The sequence below is a fragment of the Citricoccus alkalitolerans genome (assembly GCF_039528175.1).
Classification (GTDB): Bacteria; Actinomycetota; Actinomycetes; order Actinomycetales; family Micrococcaceae; genus Citricoccus; species Citricoccus alkalitolerans.
The window spans coordinates 1,837,216-1,856,463 of the sequence record NZ_BAAALH010000002.1 but is presented as its reverse complement, the minus strand read 5'-3'; the positions used below and the strand labels follow the sequence as shown (position 1 = coordinate 1,856,463).

Annotated in this window: 18 protein-coding genes and 1 pseudogene; 11 read left to right on the top strand and 8 right to left on the bottom strand. The window is 69.3% G+C overall.

All coding sequences use genetic code 11. The annotated features are described in order from the left end of the window. The first annotated feature begins 80 nt into the window (after positions 1-80). The 4 genes from ABD134_RS14425 to ABD134_RS14410 all read left to right on the top strand — a co-directional run bounded on the left by ABD134_RS14425 (position 81) and on the right by ABD134_RS14410 (position 5,574). A complete protein-coding gene (locus ABD134_RS14425; RefSeq protein ID WP_344230577.1) occupies positions 81-1,700 on the top strand; it encodes an RNB domain-containing ribonuclease in 1,620 nt (539 codons plus the stop codon). A gap of 271 nt (positions 1,701-1,971) precedes the next feature. Further along, positions 1,972-3,777: a DEAD/DEAH box helicase gene (locus ABD134_RS14420; protein ID WP_344230576.1), complete on the top strand. Its 1,806-nt coding sequence runs from the start codon at positions 1,972-1,974 to the stop codon at positions 3,775-3,777. Between the two features lie 48 nt (positions 3,778-3,825). After that, positions 3,826-4,695, top strand: a complete 870-nt coding sequence (locus ABD134_RS14415) for a DNA-methyltransferase (protein ID WP_344230575.1) — start codon at positions 3,826-3,828, stop codon at positions 4,693-4,695. A gap of 54 nt (positions 4,696-4,749) precedes the next feature. Beyond that, positions 4,750-5,574: a spermidine synthase gene (locus ABD134_RS14410; RefSeq protein ID WP_344230574.1), complete on the top strand. Its 825-nt coding sequence runs from the start codon at positions 4,750-4,752 to the stop codon at positions 5,572-5,574. A gap of 44 nt (positions 5,575-5,618) precedes the next feature. On the opposite strand, the gene ABD134_RS14405 is transcribed toward ABD134_RS14410, so the two are convergent. Then, on the bottom strand, positions 5,619-6,467 hold the full coding sequence (locus ABD134_RS14405) for a PHP domain-containing protein (RefSeq protein WP_344230573.1): 849 nt from the start codon (positions 6,465-6,467) through the stop codon (positions 5,619-5,621). 70 nt (positions 6,468-6,537) lie between these two features. On the opposite strand from ABD134_RS14405, the gene ABD134_RS14400 reads away from it, so the two are divergent. Then, positions 6,538-8,118 (top strand): aminopeptidase P family protein, encoded by a 1,581-nt coding sequence (locus ABD134_RS14400; RefSeq protein WP_344230572.1) that lies wholly within the window; start codon positions 6,538-6,540, stop codon positions 8,116-8,118. A gap of 40 nt (positions 8,119-8,158) precedes the next feature. Here the strand turns inward: ABD134_RS14400 and ABD134_RS14395 are convergent, their stop codons facing one another. Then, a complete protein-coding gene (locus ABD134_RS14395; RefSeq protein ID WP_344230571.1) occupies positions 8,159-9,367 on the bottom strand; it encodes a general stress protein in 1,209 nt (402 codons plus the stop codon). A gap of 135 nt (positions 9,368-9,502) precedes the next feature. Between ABD134_RS14395 and ABD134_RS14390 the strand changes: the two genes are divergently transcribed. The 3 genes from ABD134_RS14390 (at position 9,503) to ABD134_RS14380 (ending at position 12,770) form a co-directional block, all read left to right on the top strand. Then, the gene (locus ABD134_RS14390; RefSeq protein WP_344230570.1) at positions 9,503-10,756 is read left to right on the top strand and encodes a magnesium transporter MgtE N-terminal domain-containing protein; all 1,254 of its coding nucleotides are present in this window, start codon (positions 9,503-9,505) and stop codon (positions 10,754-10,756) included. After that, the gene (locus tag ABD134_RS14385; RefSeq protein WP_344230569.1) at positions 10,756-11,538 is read left to right on the top strand and encodes a DUF1003 domain-containing protein; all 783 of its coding nucleotides are present in this window, start codon (positions 10,756-10,758) and stop codon (positions 11,536-11,538) included. The genes ABD134_RS14390 and ABD134_RS14385 overlap by 1 nt, the downstream gene beginning before the upstream one ends. A 77-nt stretch (positions 11,539-11,615) precedes the next feature. After that, complete coding sequence (locus tag ABD134_RS14380) at positions 11,616-12,770, top strand: Mrp/NBP35 family ATP-binding protein (protein WP_378108294.1); 1,155 nt, start codon at positions 11,616-11,618, stop codon at positions 12,768-12,770. Between the two features lie 59 nt (positions 12,771-12,829). Here ABD134_RS14380 and ABD134_RS14375 read toward each other — a convergent pair whose 3' ends face one another. From ABD134_RS14375 to ABD134_RS15530, 3 genes and pseudogenes are all read right to left on the bottom strand, one after another. Next, positions 12,830-13,375: a twin-arginine translocase TatA/TatE family subunit gene (locus ABD134_RS14375; RefSeq protein ID WP_344230565.1), complete on the bottom strand. Its 546-nt coding sequence runs from the start codon at positions 13,373-13,375 to the stop codon at positions 12,830-12,832. A 99-nt stretch (positions 13,376-13,474) separates the two neighbouring features. Beyond that, positions 13,475-14,440, bottom strand: a complete 966-nt coding sequence (locus ABD134_RS14370) for a hypothetical protein (protein WP_344230563.1) — start codon at positions 14,438-14,440, stop codon at positions 13,475-13,477. 228 nt (positions 14,441-14,668) lie between these two features. Beyond that, a pseudogene (locus tag ABD134_RS15530) lies at positions 14,669-14,767 on the bottom strand (zf-HC2 domain-containing protein); the annotation flags it as partial. A gap of 223 nt (positions 14,768-14,990) precedes the next feature. Here ABD134_RS15530 and ABD134_RS14365 point away from each other — a divergent pair. Beyond that, positions 14,991-15,641 (top strand): O-methyltransferase, encoded by a 651-nt coding sequence (locus ABD134_RS14365; RefSeq protein WP_115931644.1) that lies wholly within the window; start codon positions 14,991-14,993, stop codon positions 15,639-15,641. A 207-nt stretch (positions 15,642-15,848) separates the two neighbouring features. On the opposite strand, the gene ABD134_RS14360 is transcribed toward ABD134_RS14365, so the two are convergent. From ABD134_RS14360 to ABD134_RS14350, 3 genes are all read right to left on the bottom strand, one after another. Continuing rightward, on the bottom strand, positions 15,849-16,019 hold the full coding sequence (locus ABD134_RS14360; protein WP_115931645.1) for a DUF3117 domain-containing protein: 171 nt from the start codon (positions 16,017-16,019) through the stop codon (positions 15,849-15,851). Between the two features lie 143 nt (positions 16,020-16,162). After that, a complete protein-coding gene (locus tag ABD134_RS14355; RefSeq protein WP_344230561.1) occupies positions 16,163-16,489 on the bottom strand; it encodes a DivIVA domain-containing protein in 327 nt (108 codons plus the stop codon). Continuing rightward, complete coding sequence (locus ABD134_RS14350) at positions 16,486-17,334, bottom strand: LOG family protein (protein ID WP_344230560.1); 849 nt, start codon at positions 17,332-17,334, stop codon at positions 16,486-16,488. Before ABD134_RS14350 ends, ABD134_RS14355 begins: the two co-directional genes overlap by 4 nt. A 146-nt stretch (positions 17,335-17,480) precedes the next feature. Here ABD134_RS14350 and ABD134_RS14345 point away from each other — a divergent pair, with 146 nt between their 5' ends. Then, on the top strand, positions 17,481-18,275 hold the full coding sequence (locus ABD134_RS14345; RefSeq protein WP_344230559.1) for an amino acid ABC transporter ATP-binding protein: 795 nt from the start codon (positions 17,481-17,483) through the stop codon (positions 18,273-18,275). Positions 18,276-18,342: 67 nt separating this feature from the next. Beyond that, positions 18,343-19,215, top strand: a complete 873-nt coding sequence (locus tag ABD134_RS14340) for a glutamate ABC transporter substrate-binding protein (protein WP_344230558.1) — start codon at positions 18,343-18,345, stop codon at positions 19,213-19,215. The last annotated feature ends 33 nt before the right edge of the window (positions 19,216-19,248 follow it).

Sequence of the window (19,248 nt, the reverse complement as noted above, 5' to 3'; positions counted from 1 at the left end):
TGACGTCCGCCCGCACGGCGGGGCATCTTGTCATGTGGGGCACGCTCGGCAACTCCACCACCGCCGGATAGGGTGAGCCCGTGGCCCACTACCATCTGGATCTCGCCCGTTCCGCCGCCCAGACCGAGCTGGCCAGCCGCTTGGCCGCCCTGCGGGAGGAATTCTCGCTGCCCACCGCTTTCCCGCCCGAGGTGCTGGCAGAGGCGGAGCAGGCAGCGGCGACCGTCATGGACCGCCTTCCGGCCAACGACCGGACCGAGCTGCCGTTGCTCACGATCGACCCGCCTGGCTCCACGGACCTGGACCAGGCCGTCCACCTGCAGCGCGGACACGGTACTCGCCCTCGCCCCGCTGAACCCGCTGGTTCGGACGGCTCCAGCGGCCGGTATGAAGGATTCACCGTCCACTACGCCATCGCCGATGTCCCGGCCTTCATCGCTCCAGGCGGCGCACTGGACGCCGAGACCCTGCGCCGAGGACAGACGGTCTACCTCCCGGACGGGCGGATCCCGCTGCACCCTGAGGTCATCAGTGAGGACACCGGCTCCTTGCTACCCGGCATGGACCGCGGCGCGTACCTGTGGACGCTCCGCCTGGACCGGGCCGGCGCCGTGGTCTCCACCACGGTGGAACGCGCCCGGGTGCGTAACCGGGAACAGCTCACCTATCTGGAGGCACAGCGACGGATCGACGCCGGTGGTGATCCTGACTCCACGCTGGCCCTCCTCAAGGAGGTCGGACTCCTGCGGGCCCGGCTGGAGACCGCCCGCGGCGGAGCGAGCCTGCGCTTGCCCGAGCAGGAGATCACGGCCACGCATCACGGCTACCAGGTCCTGACCGCCCCTGCGCTGGATGTGGAGGACTGGAACGCACAAATCTCGCTGATGACGGGCATCGCCGCAGCGCACATCATGCTCGGAGGCGGCGTGGGCATCCTGCGCACCATGCCTCCGGCCGACCCGGATGCGGAGTCGAGGTTCAGAGCCCGGACGCGCGCCCTCGGACATCCGTGGCCACAGGACCAGCCGTACGGCGAATACCTGCGGGAACTGGACACCACGCGACCCCAGGAGCTGGCCATCATGCATGCGGCCACGTCCCTGTTCCGAGGCGCCGGCTACACCGCCTTCGACGGCGACACGCCCGAGGTGACCGTCCAGTCCGCGATCGCATCCCCCTACGCCCACGCCACCGCTCCGCTGCGGCGGTTGGTGGACCGGTTCGTCCTGGCCACGTGCCTGGCCCTGGAGAACGGAGAGGACGTTCCCCTGGGTATCCGCGGCCTGCTGCCGAGCCTGCCCGCGGCCATGAAGGACTCATCCCTCGTGACGTCTCAGGCCACCAATGCCGCAGTGGACCTGGTGGAGGCGGCGTCCCTGCACGGGATGGAGGGCCAGGAGTTCGACGCCGTGGTCATCTCCGCGCCGAGCTCTGAGCAGGCGGAGAAGGCCCGCAGCCAGGGGCGTCTGCCCTGGGGCGAGATCCAGGTGGAACAGCCTCCGGTCCTGGCGCGCTTCGAAGGCCATGCGGAGGCCGGGCAGCGTATCCGGGCGGTGCTCGTCACCGCGGACATGGCCACCCGCACCGTACTGTTCCGGGTCGCCGGCCAGTCTCCCCCGCCTCAGCCCGCGGAGGCCCTGAGCGGGGTCCTCGCTTCGGAAGATCACGCGGACCCGGTAGACTGGCCTCATCAAGGATGACCGATCGCATTGTTCATCTGCGTTCACCTTCGTGATTTGACTCTCCGGATCCGGCACGCGCCCCTGAAGGGCCAGCCCGAATCCAGGGCCCATCCCCTCGATGCCGGCCTTGCACCTCCCGCGATCGGCTCCACCATGGACGCACGGCGTCCGGCCGATCCGTGCCGCCCCGCAGCTAGCCGAGCTAGCCGGAGCCAGGCGCCGGAGTGCACTGGAACCAGTGCCATCGCGCCGAACCGCCCTGCCTGAATGACGGGACCGACTTTTCCCCATGACTCCTGAACAGAAGATCGCCGCGGACAACGACATCGACACCGAGGACCTGGCCACCGCCGAGATCGAGACGATCGAGGTGGAGGACTCCATCGACATCGCCGAGGCCAACGAACCCGTGGCGGAGAAGACCTTCGCCGACTTCAAGGTCCGCTCGGACATGGTCGAGGCCCTCGCCGACAAGGGCATCACCCACCCCTTCCCCATCCAGGCCATGACCCTTCCGGTCGCCCTGGGCGGGCACGACATCATCGGCCAGGCCAAGACCGGCACGGGCAAGACCCTCGGCTTCGGCCTGCCGGCCCTGCAGCGTGTGGTGGGGCCGGGCGAGCCCGGTTTCGACCAACTCGACTCGCCCGGCGCTCCGCAGGCGCTGATCGTGGCACCGACTCGTGAGCTCGCCAACCAGGTCGCCCAGGACATCACGACCGCCGCCTCCAAGCGTTCCGTGCGCATCGCCACCATCTATGGCGGACGTGCCTACGAGCCCCAGATCGAGGAACTGCAGCGCGGGGTCGAGGTCGTCGTCGGCACCCCCGGCCGCCTCATCGACCTGATGCGCCAGCGTCACCTGAACCTCAAGCTCGTGAAGATCGTGGTGCTGGACGAGGCCGACGAGATGCTGGACCTGGGCTTCCTGCCGGATGTGGAGACGTTGCTCTCCGCCGTCCCGGAGGTCCGCCAGACCATGCTCTTCTCGGCCACCATGCCCGGTCCCGTGGTCGCCATGGCCCGCCGGTACATGACGCAGCCGACCCACATCCGCGCCGCGGACCCCGACGACGAGGGCATCACCAAGAAGGACATCCGCCAGCTGGTCTACCGCGCTCACCACATGGACAAGGACGAGCTCGTCGCCCGTGTCCTGCGCGCCGAGGGCCGCGGCAAGACCATCATCTTCACCCGCACCAAGCGCACCGCCGCGCGCGTCTCGGACGAACTGGCCAAGCGCGGCTTCGCCGCCGGTGCCATCCATGGCGACCTCGGCCAGGGTGCCCGCGAACAGGCCCTGCGTGCCTTCCGCGGAGACAAGGTCGACGTGCTGGTCGCCACCGACGTGGCCGCCCGCGGCATTGACGTGGACGATGTCACCCACGTGATCAACTTCCAGTGCCCTGAGGACGAGAAGACCTACCTGCACCGCGTGGGCCGCACTGGCCGTGCCGGCAACAAGGGCACCGCCGTGACCCTGGTCGACTGGGAGGACATGCCACGCTGGGGTCTGATCAACAAGGCCCTCGGACTGGACGTCCCGGAGCCGCCAGAGACCTATTCCTCCTCGAAGCACTTCTTCGAGGACCTGAACATCCCGAAGGGATCCAAGGGTCGCCTGCCCCGGGACCAGCGCACCAAGCTGGGCCTGGACGGGGAGACGATCGAGGACCTCGGCGGTCCGGGCGCGAAGTCGGACAGCCGCGGCGGCGACCGCGGCGGCCGTAGCGGACGGGGCCGTGCTGATCGCGAGGGCGGGCGCGACGGCGGCCGGTCCGGGCGCGGGGGACGCGGCGGCCGTGATGGTGGTCGCGAGGGCGGCCGGGGCCGTGGGCGCTCCGGCGAGGCCCGCGAGCGCTCGGGCGAGGACCGCAGGGAGCGCGCCCCGCGCGAGGGGGACCCGGGTGAGACGCACTCCGCGGGTGCGGGCCGGCGTCGTGGTACCGCAGACGCGTCCGGTTCGGCCACCGAGGGCGGCGCCACGCGCAGCCGCACGCGGAGCCGGTCCCGCACCCGCCGCAAGAACGGCAACGTGGTGCAGGGCGGCCCGGGTGGCGAGGCCACCGGCGGTCAGGCACCCTCCGGCGAGTGACCGGCACTCCACCGTGCGCGTGTCTGCCTACGCCGTCACCACAGCGCCGTGGCCGGTCCCGGCACCGTGACCGCTGTGGATGAGTTCTCGCCGGACGGCCCCAATCTGGTGGTGGGGGCGGAGAACCTCGAGTTCCTGCCCTCACTTCCGGACGGGGCCTTCACCCTGGTCTACCTGGATCCACCGTTCAACACGGGGCGGACCCAACGGCGCCAGCAGATGTCCATGGTCCGTGCCGCCGCGGAGGAGTCTGACCGGGTCGGCTTCGGCGGGCAGAGTTACAAGACCATCAAGGGCGCCCTGGCCTCCTACGATGACGCCTTCGCCGACTATTGGGAGTTCCTCGAGCCCCGGTTGCGCGAGGCCTGGCGGCTCCTGGCCGATGACGGCACCCTCTACCTGCACCTGGACTACCGGGAGGTGCACTACGCCAAGGTCATGCTGGACGCGATCTTCGGCCGGGAGTGCTTCCTCAACGAGATCATCTGGGCCTACGACTTCGGTGGGCGGTCCAAGCGCAGGTGGCCGAGCAAGCACGACACGATCCTGGTCTACGTCAAGGACCCGGACGGCTACTGGTTCGATTCTGAGGAGGTCGATCGGGAGCCGTACATGGCACCAGGGCTCGTGACCCCGGAGAAGGTCGCCCGTGGCAAGCTGCCCACCGATGTCTGGTGGCACACCATCGTCTCCCCCACCGGCAAGGAGAAGACCGGCTATCCGACCCAGAAGCCGCTGGGTCTGCTCAAGCGGATGGTGGCGGCGTCGACCCGACGGGACGACTGGGTGCTCGACTTCTTCGCCGGCTCCGGCACGCTCGGCGCCGCCGCGGCCGCACTCCAGCGTCGATTCGTGCTCGTGGACCAGAACCCCGAGGCCCTCGAGGTCATGCGCCACCGGCTGGCCGAGCACCTCTGAGCACGGCTGAGCACCCGGGACAGCCCGTGAGCCTGGGCCTGTCAGAATGGCATGATGGCCGATCCAGACGCATTCCACCCCACCCGCCGGAGCCTCCAACTGAGTGTGAGCGGTGAACAGGCCCGGATTCTCCCGGACGAGCACGACGACGGCTGGGTGCTCGAGATCGGCGGGGCCGTCCAGTCCCATGTCGATCTGCATGACCCCACCCGGATCCGCTATGAGTACCTGCGCCGGGTGGCCAACGTCCTCGACGCGGGCTGGCCGGTCCACCGGCCCCTCCGCATCCTCCACCTGGGCGCGGGCGCACTCACCCTCCCGCGGTACGTCCAGCTGACGCGTCCCGGCTCCGTCCAGACGGTGGTGGACCTCGACCGCGAGGTGCCGACGCTGGTCTGCTCCGTCCTGCCCCTGCCGGAGGGGACGGACCTGACCGTGGTCATCGGAGACGCCCGTGCCGAGCTCGCCCGTCTGGAGGGCCAAGAGTTCGATGCCGTCGTCCTGGACATCCACACTTCCGTGGACGCCGCCGTACATCTCACGGGCAGCGAGTTCTACGGCGAGCTGCTGGGCCATCTGGCTGAATCCGGAGTGGTGCTGGTGAACATCGGGGATGACACGGGCCTGAGGTTCCTGGCGCGGCAGGCAAGGGCCCTGGAGGGCGCCGCCGCCGGAGCGGGCCTCACCGGCACCTGGACCTTGGCCGATGCGACGATGCTGGACCGCCTGCAAGCCGGCAACGCGGTCCTCGCTGCCGGCAGCGCTCTCGACGGTCAGGACCAGGCGGGACTTCACACCCGGCTGCTGGCGGCCGGTCCGCATCCGGCAGCGGTGCTAGCCCCGGAGCAGACGGCGGCCTTCGCGGCCCGGATCGGCTAGATCGCAGGTATAGCCAGAGTCGAAGACAGGGCCCACGGGCCACGTCACGGCCGGATGGCCTCTGTGCCCGTGGCCTGCTCCACCAGTCGGGCGACCACCTCGTCGGGAGTCGTGTTCTCACCGATCCGATTGGGCTTGCCGGCACCGTGGTAATCGGAGGAGCCGGTGATGAAGAGGTCGTGCTCCAGGGCGAGGAGCCTCAGTGTTCGCCGGGCATCGTCCGGGTTGTCCCGGTGGAAGACCTCGATGCCGGCCAGTCCGGCGTCGATCATCTCCCGGAACAGCTCCATGCCGATGACGCGACCGCGCATGGAAGCCATGGGGTGGGCGAAGACCGGCACGCCTCCGGCCTCGAGCACGAGACGGACGGCGTCCACCGGGTCCGGGGCGTAGTGGCCCACATAGTAGGGCGAGCGCGGGGTGAGGATGGAGGTGAAGGCGGCAGACCGGTCCCGGATCACGCCCGCGGTGACCAGGGCGTCGGCGATATGCGGTCGGCCGATCGTAGCGTCCGGGGTGGCGTGGGCCAGCACCATCTCCCACGTGATGGGATAGTCCTCCCCCAGCCGCTTGACCATGCGCTGGGCCCGCATGAGCCGGGACGTCCGGGCCCGGCCGATCTCCTCCATGAGACCGGGCGCCAGCGGATCGTGCAGGTAGGAGAGCAGATGCACACTGATCCCGGTGTCCGAGACGCAGGAGACCTCCATGCCGGGAATGAACGTCAGGCCCGTCTCCACGGCGGCCTGGGCGGCCTCGGCCCAGCCGGCGGTGGTGTCATGGTCGGTCAGGGCCAGGCCGGTGAGGCCGGCCCCGGCGGCAGCCCGCACCACATCGGCGGGCGGTTCGGTGCCATCCGAGACGTGGGAGTGTGTGTGCAGGTCGAACGGCATGACCCCCAGACTAGCCAACGGCCCCGGGCTGGCGGGGGAGGATGCGGCGATGAGTGGAATGATGGAAACCATGAACGATGAAACACCCCGGCCCACCGACCAGACCGCGCCCGCCGACCAGCCCGGAGCCGCAGCCGACCAGCCCGTAGAAGACCGCGTGAACAACCGGTCCCAGAAGCCGACCTCGGATGCGTTCAAACGGTTCATGGGCTCGAACTGGGCCCCTGCCGAGATCAGGCAGGACCTGCCGGATGCCTCGGCCCCGTTCGCCGCGCGGCGCCGCAAGGCCCTGTCTGAGCAGTTCGAGGGCGAGCGGCTCGTCATCCCGGCGGGAGCGCTCAAGGTCCGCTCCAATGACACCGACTACCGTTTCCGCGCCCACTCGGCCTTCGCCCACCTGACCGGCTTGGGCGTTGACCATGAGCCGGATGCCACGCTCGTTCTGGAGCCGGTTGATCACGGCGCCGGTGACCACGGGGGACACCATGAGGCCACCCTGTATTTCCGTCCCATGGCCGGCCGCGACTCCGAGGAGTTCTACTCCAACGCCCGCACCGGTGAGTTCTGGATCGGCACCCGTCCCACGCTCGGCGGTTTGCAGGCCCGCACCGGGATCCGCACCGCCGACCTGTCCGGGCTGGAGGTCGCCGTCACCAAGAATGCCGGTGCCGTGGAGATCGGCGGGGTCCGCATCCGCCTGCTGCGCGGCTCGGACCTGGACGTCGAGGCCCTGGTGGATACCTCCCGTATCAACACCGGGGTGGACCTGGAGGTCTCGGACGGCCTGGACGCCCAGCTCACTGAGTTCCTCTCCGAGCTGCGCCTGGTCAAGGACGGCTGGGAGATCGAGGAGTTGCGCGGCTCCGTGGCAGCCACCATCGCCGGCTTCGAGGACATCGTCCGGGTCCTGCCCGCCGCCCGCGGCCATGAACGCGGCGAGAGGATCGTGGAGGGCGCGTTCTTCTCCCGTGCTCGGCTCGAGGGCAACGACCTCGGCTATGACACCATCGCGGCGTCCGGCAACAACGCCACCGTGCTGCACTGGATCCGCAACAACGGCGAGGTGCGCTCCGGGGACCTGATCCTCGTGGACGCCGGCGTGGAGGCTGATTCCCTCTACACGGCCGACATCACCCGCACCCTGCCGGTCGACGGCACGTTCTCGCCGGTCCAGCGCACCATCTACCAGGCCGTACTCGATTCCGCCGATGCCGCCTTCGCCGCGGTGAAGCCTGGCCTGAGGTTCCGGGACATCCACACCACCGCCATGCAGGTGCTGGCCGAGCGACTGCACGAGTGGGGACTGCTGCCGGTCTCCGTGGACGAGGCCCTCTCACCCGAGGGCCAACAGCACCGCCGGTGGATGCCGCACGGCACCAGCCACCACCTGGGACTCGACGTGCACGACTGTGCCCAGGCCAAGCGCGAGCTCTACCTGGACGCCGAGATCGTTCCGGGCATGGTCTTCACCATCGAGCCCGGCCTGTACTTCAAGAACGAGGACCTGGCGGTGCCGGAGGAGTACCGCGGCATCGGCGTGCGCATCGAGGACGACGTCTACGTCACGGACGAGGGCGCCGAGAACCTCTCTGCCGCCCTGCCGCGGACCCCCGATGACGTCGAGGCATGGATGGCCCGGCTCCTCGGCTGACGGTGGTCGACTGGCGGCCGGCCGACGGGCCCCTGATCCGTCAGTCGCGCCGCTCGGCCTCGTCTTGGGTGGTCTCCGGCCGACCGGCCTCGGGCTGGTCCCCGGCCGCCCGGCGTCCATAGGCCGGCCGTTCGAAGGCGCCCGCCTCGCTCGTACCGGGTTCGCCCGGACCGGTCTCGCCCGGTGCCCCGGTGGTGTTCTGGGGCTGTTCCGCGGACCCGGCGCCCGGTGCCCCGGTGGTGTTCTGGGGCTGTTCCGCGGACCCGGCGCCCGATGTCGGACGGTCACCGGCCGCTGTCAGTGCGCCCTCTCCGTCGACGGGACGGCTGGGATCGGAACGGCGGCCGGAGCCACCGGCACGGCCCTTGCGGCCGGACTCCTGCTGGTCCTGCTGGCCGTATGACGGGGTCTCGAAGGATGCCGCGGCCTGGTCTCCCGGAGCGTTCTTGGCGGCGTTCTCGCTGAGGATGCGTTCCTGGACGACCTTCGCCTCGTCCTCCGGCAGCCGCACCCCGTACTGGGGGCGGCCATCCGGCAGGTCCGGGAAGATGCCGTTGCGGGAGGGCGCTTCGGTTTGGGGTGCCGGCGGCACCGGCGCGGTGCCTGCGGAGTGGGAGGCCGGCGTCGGGCCCTGGTGGCCCGTGGGTCCCGGGGCGGGATTCTGATGTGCCGGCGATGGGCTGGCTGGAGATGTGCCGGCCGGAGGCTGCGGGGAGGCGGACTGGTTGGCCGGCGGCGCGGGGGTGTGCGCTGAGGGTGCCGGGGCCTGGGCTGGGCGGTCCAGCAGTTGCTTGGCCTGGTGCGCCGTCTCGAAATCGCAGACCACGTCGAAGTTGGAGGGAACCAGCTGTTGGACCGAGTTCACGCCACGGCCCTTGCGCAGCGCGTGTCCGATCACGCCGAAGAGCACCCAGATGGCCACGCCGAGACCCACCGTGTACAGGATCTGGAACCCGGATCCGGAGGGGTCGATCAGGGTCATCAGAATGCCGAGCATCGCACCGAAGAACGCACCCTGGATGGCCGAGCGCAGGGCCACGGACGGGTACGTCAGGCGGTTGCGGATCCGCTCGACGGTGCGCAGGTCGGTGCCGACGACCGATACCGTGCGGACATCGAACTCCTGCTCGGCCAGTCGGTCCACGACCTTGCGGGCCTCGGCGTGGGTGGGAAAGGACGCCAACACCTCACCGCGGGGCAGGCCGCTGACCGAGGGGTCGGAGGACGTGGGACCGAAGAGCATGGACATGGGCTCCATTGTGCCGCTCGTGCCGGTGCGGGTCATCATGGCATCCGGGTTCTCCGCCACCGGCGTAAGGAGACGTGAGAAACCGTGGCCGGGCGGGAGGGTCCATGGCCCCGTCCGGCCGACTAGGCTGGATGGGTGAATGTCCCGAAGATCTTCGTCGCCCGCCTGCTGGGCCTGGACGTGTTCGACCCCCTGGGCGACCGTCTGGGCCGCATGCGTGATGCCGTCGTCACGGAACGCGGACCGGGCCAGCCGCCGGTCGCCGTCGGGATCGTCATCGAGGTTCCGGGCAAGAAGCGCGTGTTCGTGCCGATGACCCGGGTGACCTCTATGGGCGCCGGACAGATCATCACCACCGGCCTGATCAACCTGCGCCGCTTCGAGCGGCGCGGTGCCGAGCTGATGGTGGCGGCCGACCTCTTCGACCGCCGAGTCACCCTCGCCGACGGTACCGGGCAAGCCGTGCTCGAGGATCTGGGCCTGGAACAGCAGCGCAACGGTGACTGGCTGGTCAGCGACCTCTATGTCCGGCGGCATGCCGGCCGGAGCGCCTTCGGCCGCGTCCGGGGTGAGCACCTGCTGGTGGGGTGGGGAGAGGCCCGCTGGGCTGCCCGCGAGGAACCCCAGGGTGCGTCCAGCTTCGTGGCCGCCCACGAAGACCTCAAGGCCGCGGACCTCGCCGATGTCCTGCACGAGATGACCACGAAACGCCGCGTCGAGGTGGCCACCGAGTTGCAGGACGGGCGGCTGGCGGACGTGCTCCAGGAGCTCCCGGACGACGACCAGGTGGAGATCATCTCCAACCTGGACATCGAGCGCGCCGCCGACGTGCTCGAGGAGATGGACCCGGACGACGCCGCGGACCTCCTCCACGAGCTCTCGGACTCCCAGCAGGAACTGCTGCTGGAGCTCATGGAGCCCGAGGACGCAGACGATGTCCGCCGTCTGATGGAGTACGAGGAGAACACCGCCGGGTCGGTCATGACGCCGGTCCCCGTCATCATGCCGCCGGAGGCCACGGTGGCCGAGGCCCTGGCGAACATCCGCCAGCAGGAGTTCACCCCGGCCATGGCGTCGCTGGTGATCGTGGCCCGCCCACCCCTGGAGACCCCCACGGGCCGCTACCTCGGCGTGGTGCATTTCCAGCGCCTGTTGCGGTATCCGCCGCCGGAGCCGCTGGGGAACATCCTGGACAAGGACCTCGAGCCGGTCTCCGACCTCATGCCGCTGCCAGCCGTGACCCGTGAACTGGCCACCTACAACCTGACCTGCATCCCGGTGGTCAACGAGCACCACCGGGTGGTCGGTGCCGTCACCGTGGACGACGTTTTGGACCACCTGCTGCCCGACGACTGGCGCAGCATGGACGATGCTGAGGAGGTGTCCTGATGGCGGACAAGATCCCCGAGACCACCGGCCCGCGCCGTACCGGGCTCGACACGCCGTTGGGCGCGCGAGGACGCCGCTGGCCCCGGCTGAGCCCCAACCCGGATGCGTTCGGCGAGGCCACGGAGGGATTCGCCCGGTTCATGGGGACACCCCAGTTCCTGCTGTGGATGACCATCTTCTGCGCCGTCTGGCTCGGTTGGAACACTTTCGCACCGGAGATGTGGCGCTTCGACTCCGCCGCCATCGGCTTCACCGCCCTGACCCTGGTGCTGTCCCTGCAGGCCTCCTATGCCGCTCCCCTGCTGCTGCTGGCGCAGAACCGCCAGGACGACCGGGACAAGGTTTCGCTGCGGGAGGACCGCAACCGCGCCGAACGCAACCTCGCGGACACCGAATACCTGACGCGTGAGCTGGCCGGCCTGCGCATCGCGCTGCAGGACGTGGCCACCCGTGACTTCGTGCGCTCGGAGATGCGTGATGCCGTCGCCGAGATCACCGAGGAGCTCAAGGACGAGGTGCGCGAGAAGATGCGTGCCGAGATCCTCGCCGAGATGGACCAGAATCCCGACGCCGGCCCGGCACCGAAGCCGTCCGGGTCCAGCCCCCGGAAGCACAAGAAGAAGAACCGGCCCAGCCGCGAAGCCCGCGAACGCATCGAGGGCGACGAGGACGGCCCCCAGACCACCACGTTGGCCATCATGGCCGCCGAGGAGGCTGATCAGCCTGCCGCGGCTGGCCTCGCCGACTCGCAGGACGACCCCAAGGACACCCCCTCCGTATGACCGACACCCCCGGCGCCCCAGGCGCCTTCGAAGCAACCAGTACCTTCGACGCATCTGGTACCTTCGACACCCCCGCATTGACCACGGACCTGGAACGGTCCGCATGGGTCCGGCTCGGCTCGGTCCTGGACCCGGAGATCCGGCGTCCGGTCACCGAGCTGGGCATGGTCGCCTCGATCACCGAGTCAGCTGGGCCAGGAGAGTCACGAACCGGCACCACCGGCACCGGCCATCTCACCATCGGCATCCGCCTGACCATCGCCGGCTGCCCCCTACGGGACACCATCACGCAGGACGTGGAGCAGGCCCTGGAGGGGCTGGACGGCTGCACGGGCGTCGAGGTCGTCATGGCCGTCATGACCGCCGAGCAGCGTGCCAGGCTCAAGGAACTGCTGACCTCTGGCCGCCCCAAGAACCAGTTCGAGAAGGGCTCGCTGGCCCGGGTCTACGCGGTCGCCTCCGGCAAGGGCGGCGTCGGCAAGTCCACCGTCACGGCCAACCTCGCCACCGCTCTGGCGGACCGGGGTCTGTCCGTCGGGCTGGTGGACGCTGACATCCATGGCTTCTCCATCCCGGGCCTGCTCGGCACCACTGCCAAGCCGACCCGGGTGGACGAGATGATCCTGCCGCCGGTGGCCCAGGGCGTGAAGGTCATCTCAATCGGCATGTTCCTCGACGCCGACCGGCCGGTCGCCTGGCGCGGGCCCATGTTGCACCGGGCCCTCGAGCAGTTCGTCACGGACGTCTACTGGGGCGACCTCGACGTCCTCTTGGTCGACCTGCCGCCGGGCACCGGAGACATCGCGATCTCTGCCGCCCAGCTGCTGCCGACCTCCGAGCTGCTCATCGTGACCACACCCCAGCAGGCGGCGGCACAGGTCGCGGCCCGGGCGGGTGAGCTCGCGGAACAGACGGGCCAGCAGGTCGCCGGTGTCATCGAGAACATGGCGGCCATGACGCTGCCGGACGGCACCGTACTGGATCTCTTCGGTTCCGGCGGTGGCCAGACCGTCGCGCAGCGGCTCACCGGCTCCCTCGGTCATGCGGTGCCACTGCTGGGCTCGGTCCCGTTGGACCCTCTGTTGCGCGAGGACGGCGATGGCGGCACCCCGGTGGTCCTGGAACATCCGGAGTCCGCGGCGGGGACGGAGCTGCGGCGCATCGCAGGTTCCCTGGCCGTGCGACCGCGCGGCCTCTCGGGCCTGAAGCTGCCGGTCACACCGCGGGACTGATCGGGTCTCCCACACGACCTGGATACCTGGCGACTTCGTCCCGGCTATGAGGCGTGGGCTTACGTGGCGTCGAGGTCGAAGGGAGCCGGTTCGCGCGGAGTAGCCGGAGCATCGGCGCGTTCGTCGTCACCGGCACCCGCACGTCCGGTGGAGTGGGGCGTCGAACGGCTGGAGTTCTTGCCGAAGAACAGGGCGCGGGGATCCATGTCCTTGAGGTCCTCGCGCAGCTCGTCTCGCTGGGATCGCACGGAGTCGATTTCGCCCCGGAACCCGCTCCGTGCCCCCGTGCTGGGTCCACCGGATGGCCCGGAGGCGCCGGCCGCGCCTGAGCCCGAGGCATCCCCGTCCACGGGGTCTGCGAGGGCGTCCTTGATGATGCGGCGAGGGTCGTACTGGCGGGGGTCGTACTTCTTCCAGTCGATCTCGTCGAAGTCGGTGCCTGTCTCTTCCCTGAACTGGGTCTTGGCGCCCTCGGCCATGCGCCGCAGGTTGCGGATCCATTCGGTGAGTTTCCGCGCATACTCGGGGAGCTTCTCCGGTCCGAGGATGAGCACGGCCAGCAGGGCCAGGATGATCAGCTCAGCGCCGTTGATACCGAAGGTCACAAGTCCTCAGCCTACCCGAGCGCCAGGACGGCAGCGGAGATGGTCAGACCGTCCGTCCTCTACTCGTCCGCCGTCTGGCCGTGCCTGGCTCGGCAGCGGTCATCGGGTGCCCTCCTCATGCTCGTCCATCCAGGGCAGGAGTCGTTCGAACCCCCGGGCCAGACGGTCCGAAGGCCGTTCGGGCGCTGTCCCCGACTGGACGCGGGACTGCTCCGAGATGACCACGAGGGTCATCACGCGCTCTGCGCGGTCCACCGGCAGGTCTGAATTCACCGTATAGGAGGCATTCGCGGTCTGCGCCGTGGCCGTCCATGTGCCGTCTCCCAGATCGAGGACAGACATCTCCACGCCGACAGGCAGCTCGTGCGTCTCCCCGGTCGCGGCCACCGTGGCGGCCAGGGCTGCGGCGCGGAGATCCGCGTTCGCCAGTGGACAGCCCGGGATCCCGGCATCCTCGCCCAGCCAGCGGCACTCGTGCAGCACCAGTGAGGCCTCCTCACTCTGGAGCGACATGACCACCTCAGCGGTGTCCTCCTCGACGATCCAACCCGTGGATTCGTGGCGCAGTCCCAGTCCGTTCAGAGACGGCACGTTCCACCCCAGTCGCCGCAGGTCGGTGACCTTTTCCGGAGTCAGCGCCATGGCCCGGTCCAGTGAGGCTCCGGCGGAGGCCTTTCCCTCGGCCGGATCGACGGATCCCGGCGGCGGCGGGAGCGAGGGGGCCAGCGCCGGTCCGCCGATGCCGGCCGGTGACAGCACCGCGGGACCGCTGGAGTCGTCGGTGGTGCCAGCGCCGGGGTCGTCGTTCTCGGAGCCGGCGGCACCGGTGCTCCCGGCGTTCGGCGACGCGGACGGCGCAGGTGACGCGCCGGCGTCGGGAGCCGCCGTGGAGGAGTTCACGGAGGCGGACGGGAGGAGGAGGTTCTCCCCGGTCTCCGGACCGGCGACGGCCTGCGGATCCCCCGCGATCCAGGCGGTGGACAGCACTGCCACGGCAGCCAGGCCGATGGTCCCCAGTCCCATGACCACCTTCCACCCGGCCACGCCCTGGCGTTCTTCCAGCACGGGCGGTACAGCAGGACGGGACCCGGTGGCCGGCCCCCCGGCGGGCGACGGCAAGGTGAAGGACGAACGTGGAACCGTCCATTGCGATGCCGGCGAGGGCAGATCGGACGGATACGACGGAGAAGGCGGGTACGACGGGTTCGTTGAGGAAGCAGCAGGCGGGGACGACAAGGAGGAGGCTGCTTGCAGGATGCGTTCGCGCTGCTCCACTTCATGACGGCATGCGGCACACTGCTCGAGATGGAGGGCGATCCGCTCGCGGGCAGCCGGAGAGAGCGCATCCTCCACATAGGAGTCGAATCGCGCCCGGGGGTGGAAGACCGCCATCAGCGCGGGCCCTTCCCTCCGGAGGTATGTGCGGGGAGCGGCACGAAGGGGGTGGTGCAGTTGGGAATGATCACTGCAGTCGACTCCTTTCCGTACCCATCCAGTCTGGCCTCTTTTGCTGTGAGGAGCCTGAGCATGGGAGCGTGTCGCTTGGATCGCCGTAGACTGGACTGCCGGTCGGCACCCCCGACTCCCCGCCGCACGAGAGAATCGAGCACGCCCCATGAAGGCCCTGAGCCCCCACCAGACGGACAAGCATGCCAGCTGGGCATTCGCGGAGTCCCGTCCGGCCGAGGACGACGTGCTCCTGCGGGCCCGGGAACGGTCCTCCGACCTGGGGATCGTGCCGGTCACCGAGGGCACTGCCGCCCTGCTGACCGTCTTGGCCGCCACCCGCTCTCCCTCGACCCTGGTGGAGATCGGCACCGGTGCCGGTGTATCCGGCATCGCCCTGATGCGCGGTCTCACCCGGGACGCCATGCTGACCACCATCGATCCCGATGCCGAGGCCCTGCGCGCGGCCCGCGAGGGGTTTGCCGAAGGCGGGTTCCCCGCCAACCGCACCCGCATGATCACGGGCCGGGCCCGCACCGTGGTCCCACGGCTCAACAGCAAGGCCTACGATCTGGTATTCCTCGATGCGGACAAGGCCTCGCTGGTCTTCCACGTGGAGCAGGCCGCCCGGCTGCTGCGCCCCGGAGGTCTGCTGGTCGTCAACGACGCCCTCGATGAGGATCGGGTCCCCAAGCCCGCCGTCCGCGAGGCATCTACCGTGGCCGCCCGGGAGGCCGGCAAGCTGCTGCGGGATGAGGAGACCTGGCATTCCGCGCTGGTCCCCACCGGGTCTGGCGTTCTGTTGGCCGTGCGCCGCTGAACGTGCAGTTCGCCGTGTGCCGCTGAACGCCCCGGCCACCTCCTGAATCCCCTGGCCGCCGCCCCGACCCGCGGCACGCGTCCCTCACGTCTCGGCCCATCCATTCCCGGCTCCCGTCCGGGCAGGGGGAAGCCCCCGGGTCCACCGCCTTCGAGCTGTGGATCCGGGGGCTTCCTGGTACTGGACGTACAACGCCGGTCAGGGAAGTCAGGCGTCGGTGACGCCGACGAGGCACTCCCTGAGCGCGTTCGCCTCGTCCTTGTTGAGTTCAAGCACCAGGCGACCGCCGCCGTCGATCGGCACGCGCATGATCAGGCTCCGGCCCTCCTTGGTCACTTCCATGGGACCATCCCCGGTACGAGGCTTCATGGCTGCCATCTGTGTTCCCTTCTCGATGCGGTCCCCCTCGTCACAGCGAGGCCGCAAGACTATACGTGCGGCCGTCAGGGCTAAGGCATCCCCTGGCGGCCCGCGGAGCGCTTGACACCCCTATTATTCCGGATTCGGCGCGGTGCCGCTAATCACACGACGTCATCTGCACTTTCGCCGGGTATTCTCCCCGCCCGCTGACGCAGGCGCGCGATCTCCGCATCCCGCTCGGCCAGGGCCCCGGACAGTGTCTCGAGCACCTCGTCGACCTGGTCCATGCGGTATCCGCGCAGCCCCGGCGAAAAACGCAATGCGTCCACGTCGCCCGCCTCCGGGACCGGAGGCAGCAGGACGGGCGGCAAGGCACGCACGGGCTCGGACAGCGGCGCGGCGAACCCGGTCCTGCCCGCAACGGCCAGGGCGAGGAGACCCACCATCACGACGGCGGCCACGAGGACCAGCACCAGAAACACGTTCACTGGGGGTCACCCGCCGCAAACCCGTGGTCCGCCGTGAGCCGCTGGTGGTCCGGGTCCCAGCCCTCCCGATCGGGCCAGCGCCCGCCCGCTACGGTGTTGAGCACCAGGTCCACGGCTTCCTCCGGGGAGTCGGCCAGCTGGAGCAGGCTCACGTCGGCGGGATTCACCATGCCGCGCTCGACCAGGCTGTCCCTGATCCAGCCCACCAACGGGCCCCAGAAGGTTCTCCCCAGCAACACCACCGGAAAGGCGGTGACCTTCCCGGTCTGGACCAGGGTGAGGGCCTCGAACAGCTCGTCCAGGGTGCCCAGCCCGCCGGGGACCACCACGAATCCCTGGGAGTACTTCAGGAACATCACCTTGCGCACGAAGAAGTACCGGAAGTCGACGCCGAGGTCGACCCAGTCGTTCATGCCCTGCTCATGGGGCAACTCGATGCCCAGGCCGACCGACAGCCCACCGGCCTCCTTGGCCCCTCGGTTGGCCGCCTCCATGGCCCCGGGCCCTCCTCCGGTGACAACGCCGAAACCGGCCTCGGCCAGTCGGCGCCCCACCTCGCGGGCCTGCTCGTACTCGGCCGCGCCCGGACCGGTGCGCGCGGACCCGAACACGGAGATCGCGGGCCCGAGGTCCGCCAGGGCACCGAAGCCCTCGACGAACTCGCCCTGGATGCGCAGCACCCGCCACGCGTCCGTGGTGGTGGACTGCCGCTCCGATGATCGGGGGTCGTCGGAACGGAGCAGCAATTGGTCGAAGGTCGGACCGGCGGCGGCAGCACCGCGCAGGGTTTGGGGGCCGCGCCGGATGCGCGGGGCGGAGGCTCCCGCATCGCCATGATGTGACATGGGTTCAGCCTATCGCCGCGCCGGGATCCACGACATCGGGCCGAATCGCGCAAGAAGTGTTTCAGAAAGGCAACGATTGGATTAAAAGCGCCCTGACGACCACCTCTTGATGATCTGGCCTGAGCTCGTCCTATAGTCTCTCCCCTATGACGCAGAGCACACCGGCCCCGACGGATCCCCCCGCCGTCGACTCCACCGCGAGGCGACCCCTCGTTGAGCTTGACAACGTCAATAAACACTTCGGTTCGTTCCAGGCTCTGAAGGACATCAACCTCACCATCCCCGAGGGGCAGGTGGCCATCGTCATCGGCCCCTCCGGTTCCGGCAAATCAACGCTCTGCCGCACCATCAACCGCCTCGAGACCATCGATGAGGGCGGCACCATCCGCATCGATGGAAAGCCTCTCCCAGCGGAGGGCAGGGGCCTCGCCCAGCTACGTGCCGACGTCGGAATGGTGTTCCAGTCCTTCAATCTCTTCGCCCACAAGTCGATTGTGGAGAACGTGACCCTGGGGCCGATCAAGGTCAAGGGTGTCAAGAAGTCCCAGGCCAACGACGAGGCCATGGCCCTGCTGGAACGCGTCGGGGTCGCGCAGCAGGCCAAGAAGATGCCCGCCCAGCTCTCCGGCGGCCAGCAGCAGCGCGTCGCCATCGCCCGGGCGCTGGCCATGAAACCCAAGGTGATGCTCTTCGACGAGCCGACGTCCGCCCTGGATCCCGAGATGGTCCAGGAGGTACTGGACGTCATGGTCCAGCTGGCCCACGAGGGCATGACCATGGTCGTAGTCACCCACGAGATGGGCTTCGCCCGCAAGGCTGGCGACCGCGTCATCTTCATGGACGAGGGCGCCATCCTCGAGGACACCGATCCGGAATCCTTCTTCATGAATCCGCAGCATCCCCGGGCCAAGGACTTCCTCGGGAAGATCCTCACCCACTGACCAACACCGTCACCACATCATCACCCGCATCACCGCACCCATCATCAGTACCGCCTCTGGAGGAACAATGCGCAAGAATCTCCTTTCCACCGCCGCCATCGCCGCGTCGGCCGCCCTCGTCCTGTCCGCCTGCTCGCCGTCCTCCACGGAGGAGGGTGGCGAGGCCGGCGGCAGTGAGACCGCAGGTGGCGGCGACTCCGTCCGCATCGGCATCAAGTTCGACCAGCCGGGTCTCGGCTTCCGCGAGGGCAACAGCGATCCGACTGGATTCGACGTGGACGTGGCCAAGTACGTGGCCACCGAGCTGGGCTACACCGAGGACCAGATCGAATGGGTCCAGACCCCCTCGGCCAACCGGGAGAACGCCTTGGAGGGCGGTGAGGTCGACATGATCTTCGCGACCTACTCGATCACCGACGAGCGCGCCGAGCGCGTGGGCTTCGCCGGACCGTACTTCGTGGCCGGCCAGGACCTGTTGGTCCGCGCCGACGACACCGAGATCACCGGCCCAGAGGACCTGGAGGGCAAGAACCTGTGCTCGGTCACCGGCTCCACCTCTGCCCAGACCATCCAGGACGAGTACGCCGAGGGCGTGGAACTGGTGGAGCAGGGCGGCTACGCCGAGTGCGTGACCTACCTCGAGTCCGGCCAGGTGGACGCCGTCACCACCGACGACATCATCCTCGCCGGCCTCGCCGCGACCCCGGAGAACTCCGACAAGTTCAAGGTCGTGGGCAACACCTTCACCGTGGAGCGCTACGGCGTGGGCATCCCGCAGGGTTCCGAGGAGTGCCAGGCCATCAACGACGCCATCACCAAGATGAAGGACGAGGGCGCCTGGGAAGAGGCCCTGACCGCCAACACCGAGGGCACCGGGTACACACCGGACGAGGAGTTGAACAATGGCCCCGAGGCGGAGCTGGAATCCTGCGACGCCTGATCACCACCCTTTGATCACCACCATCGCACCGTG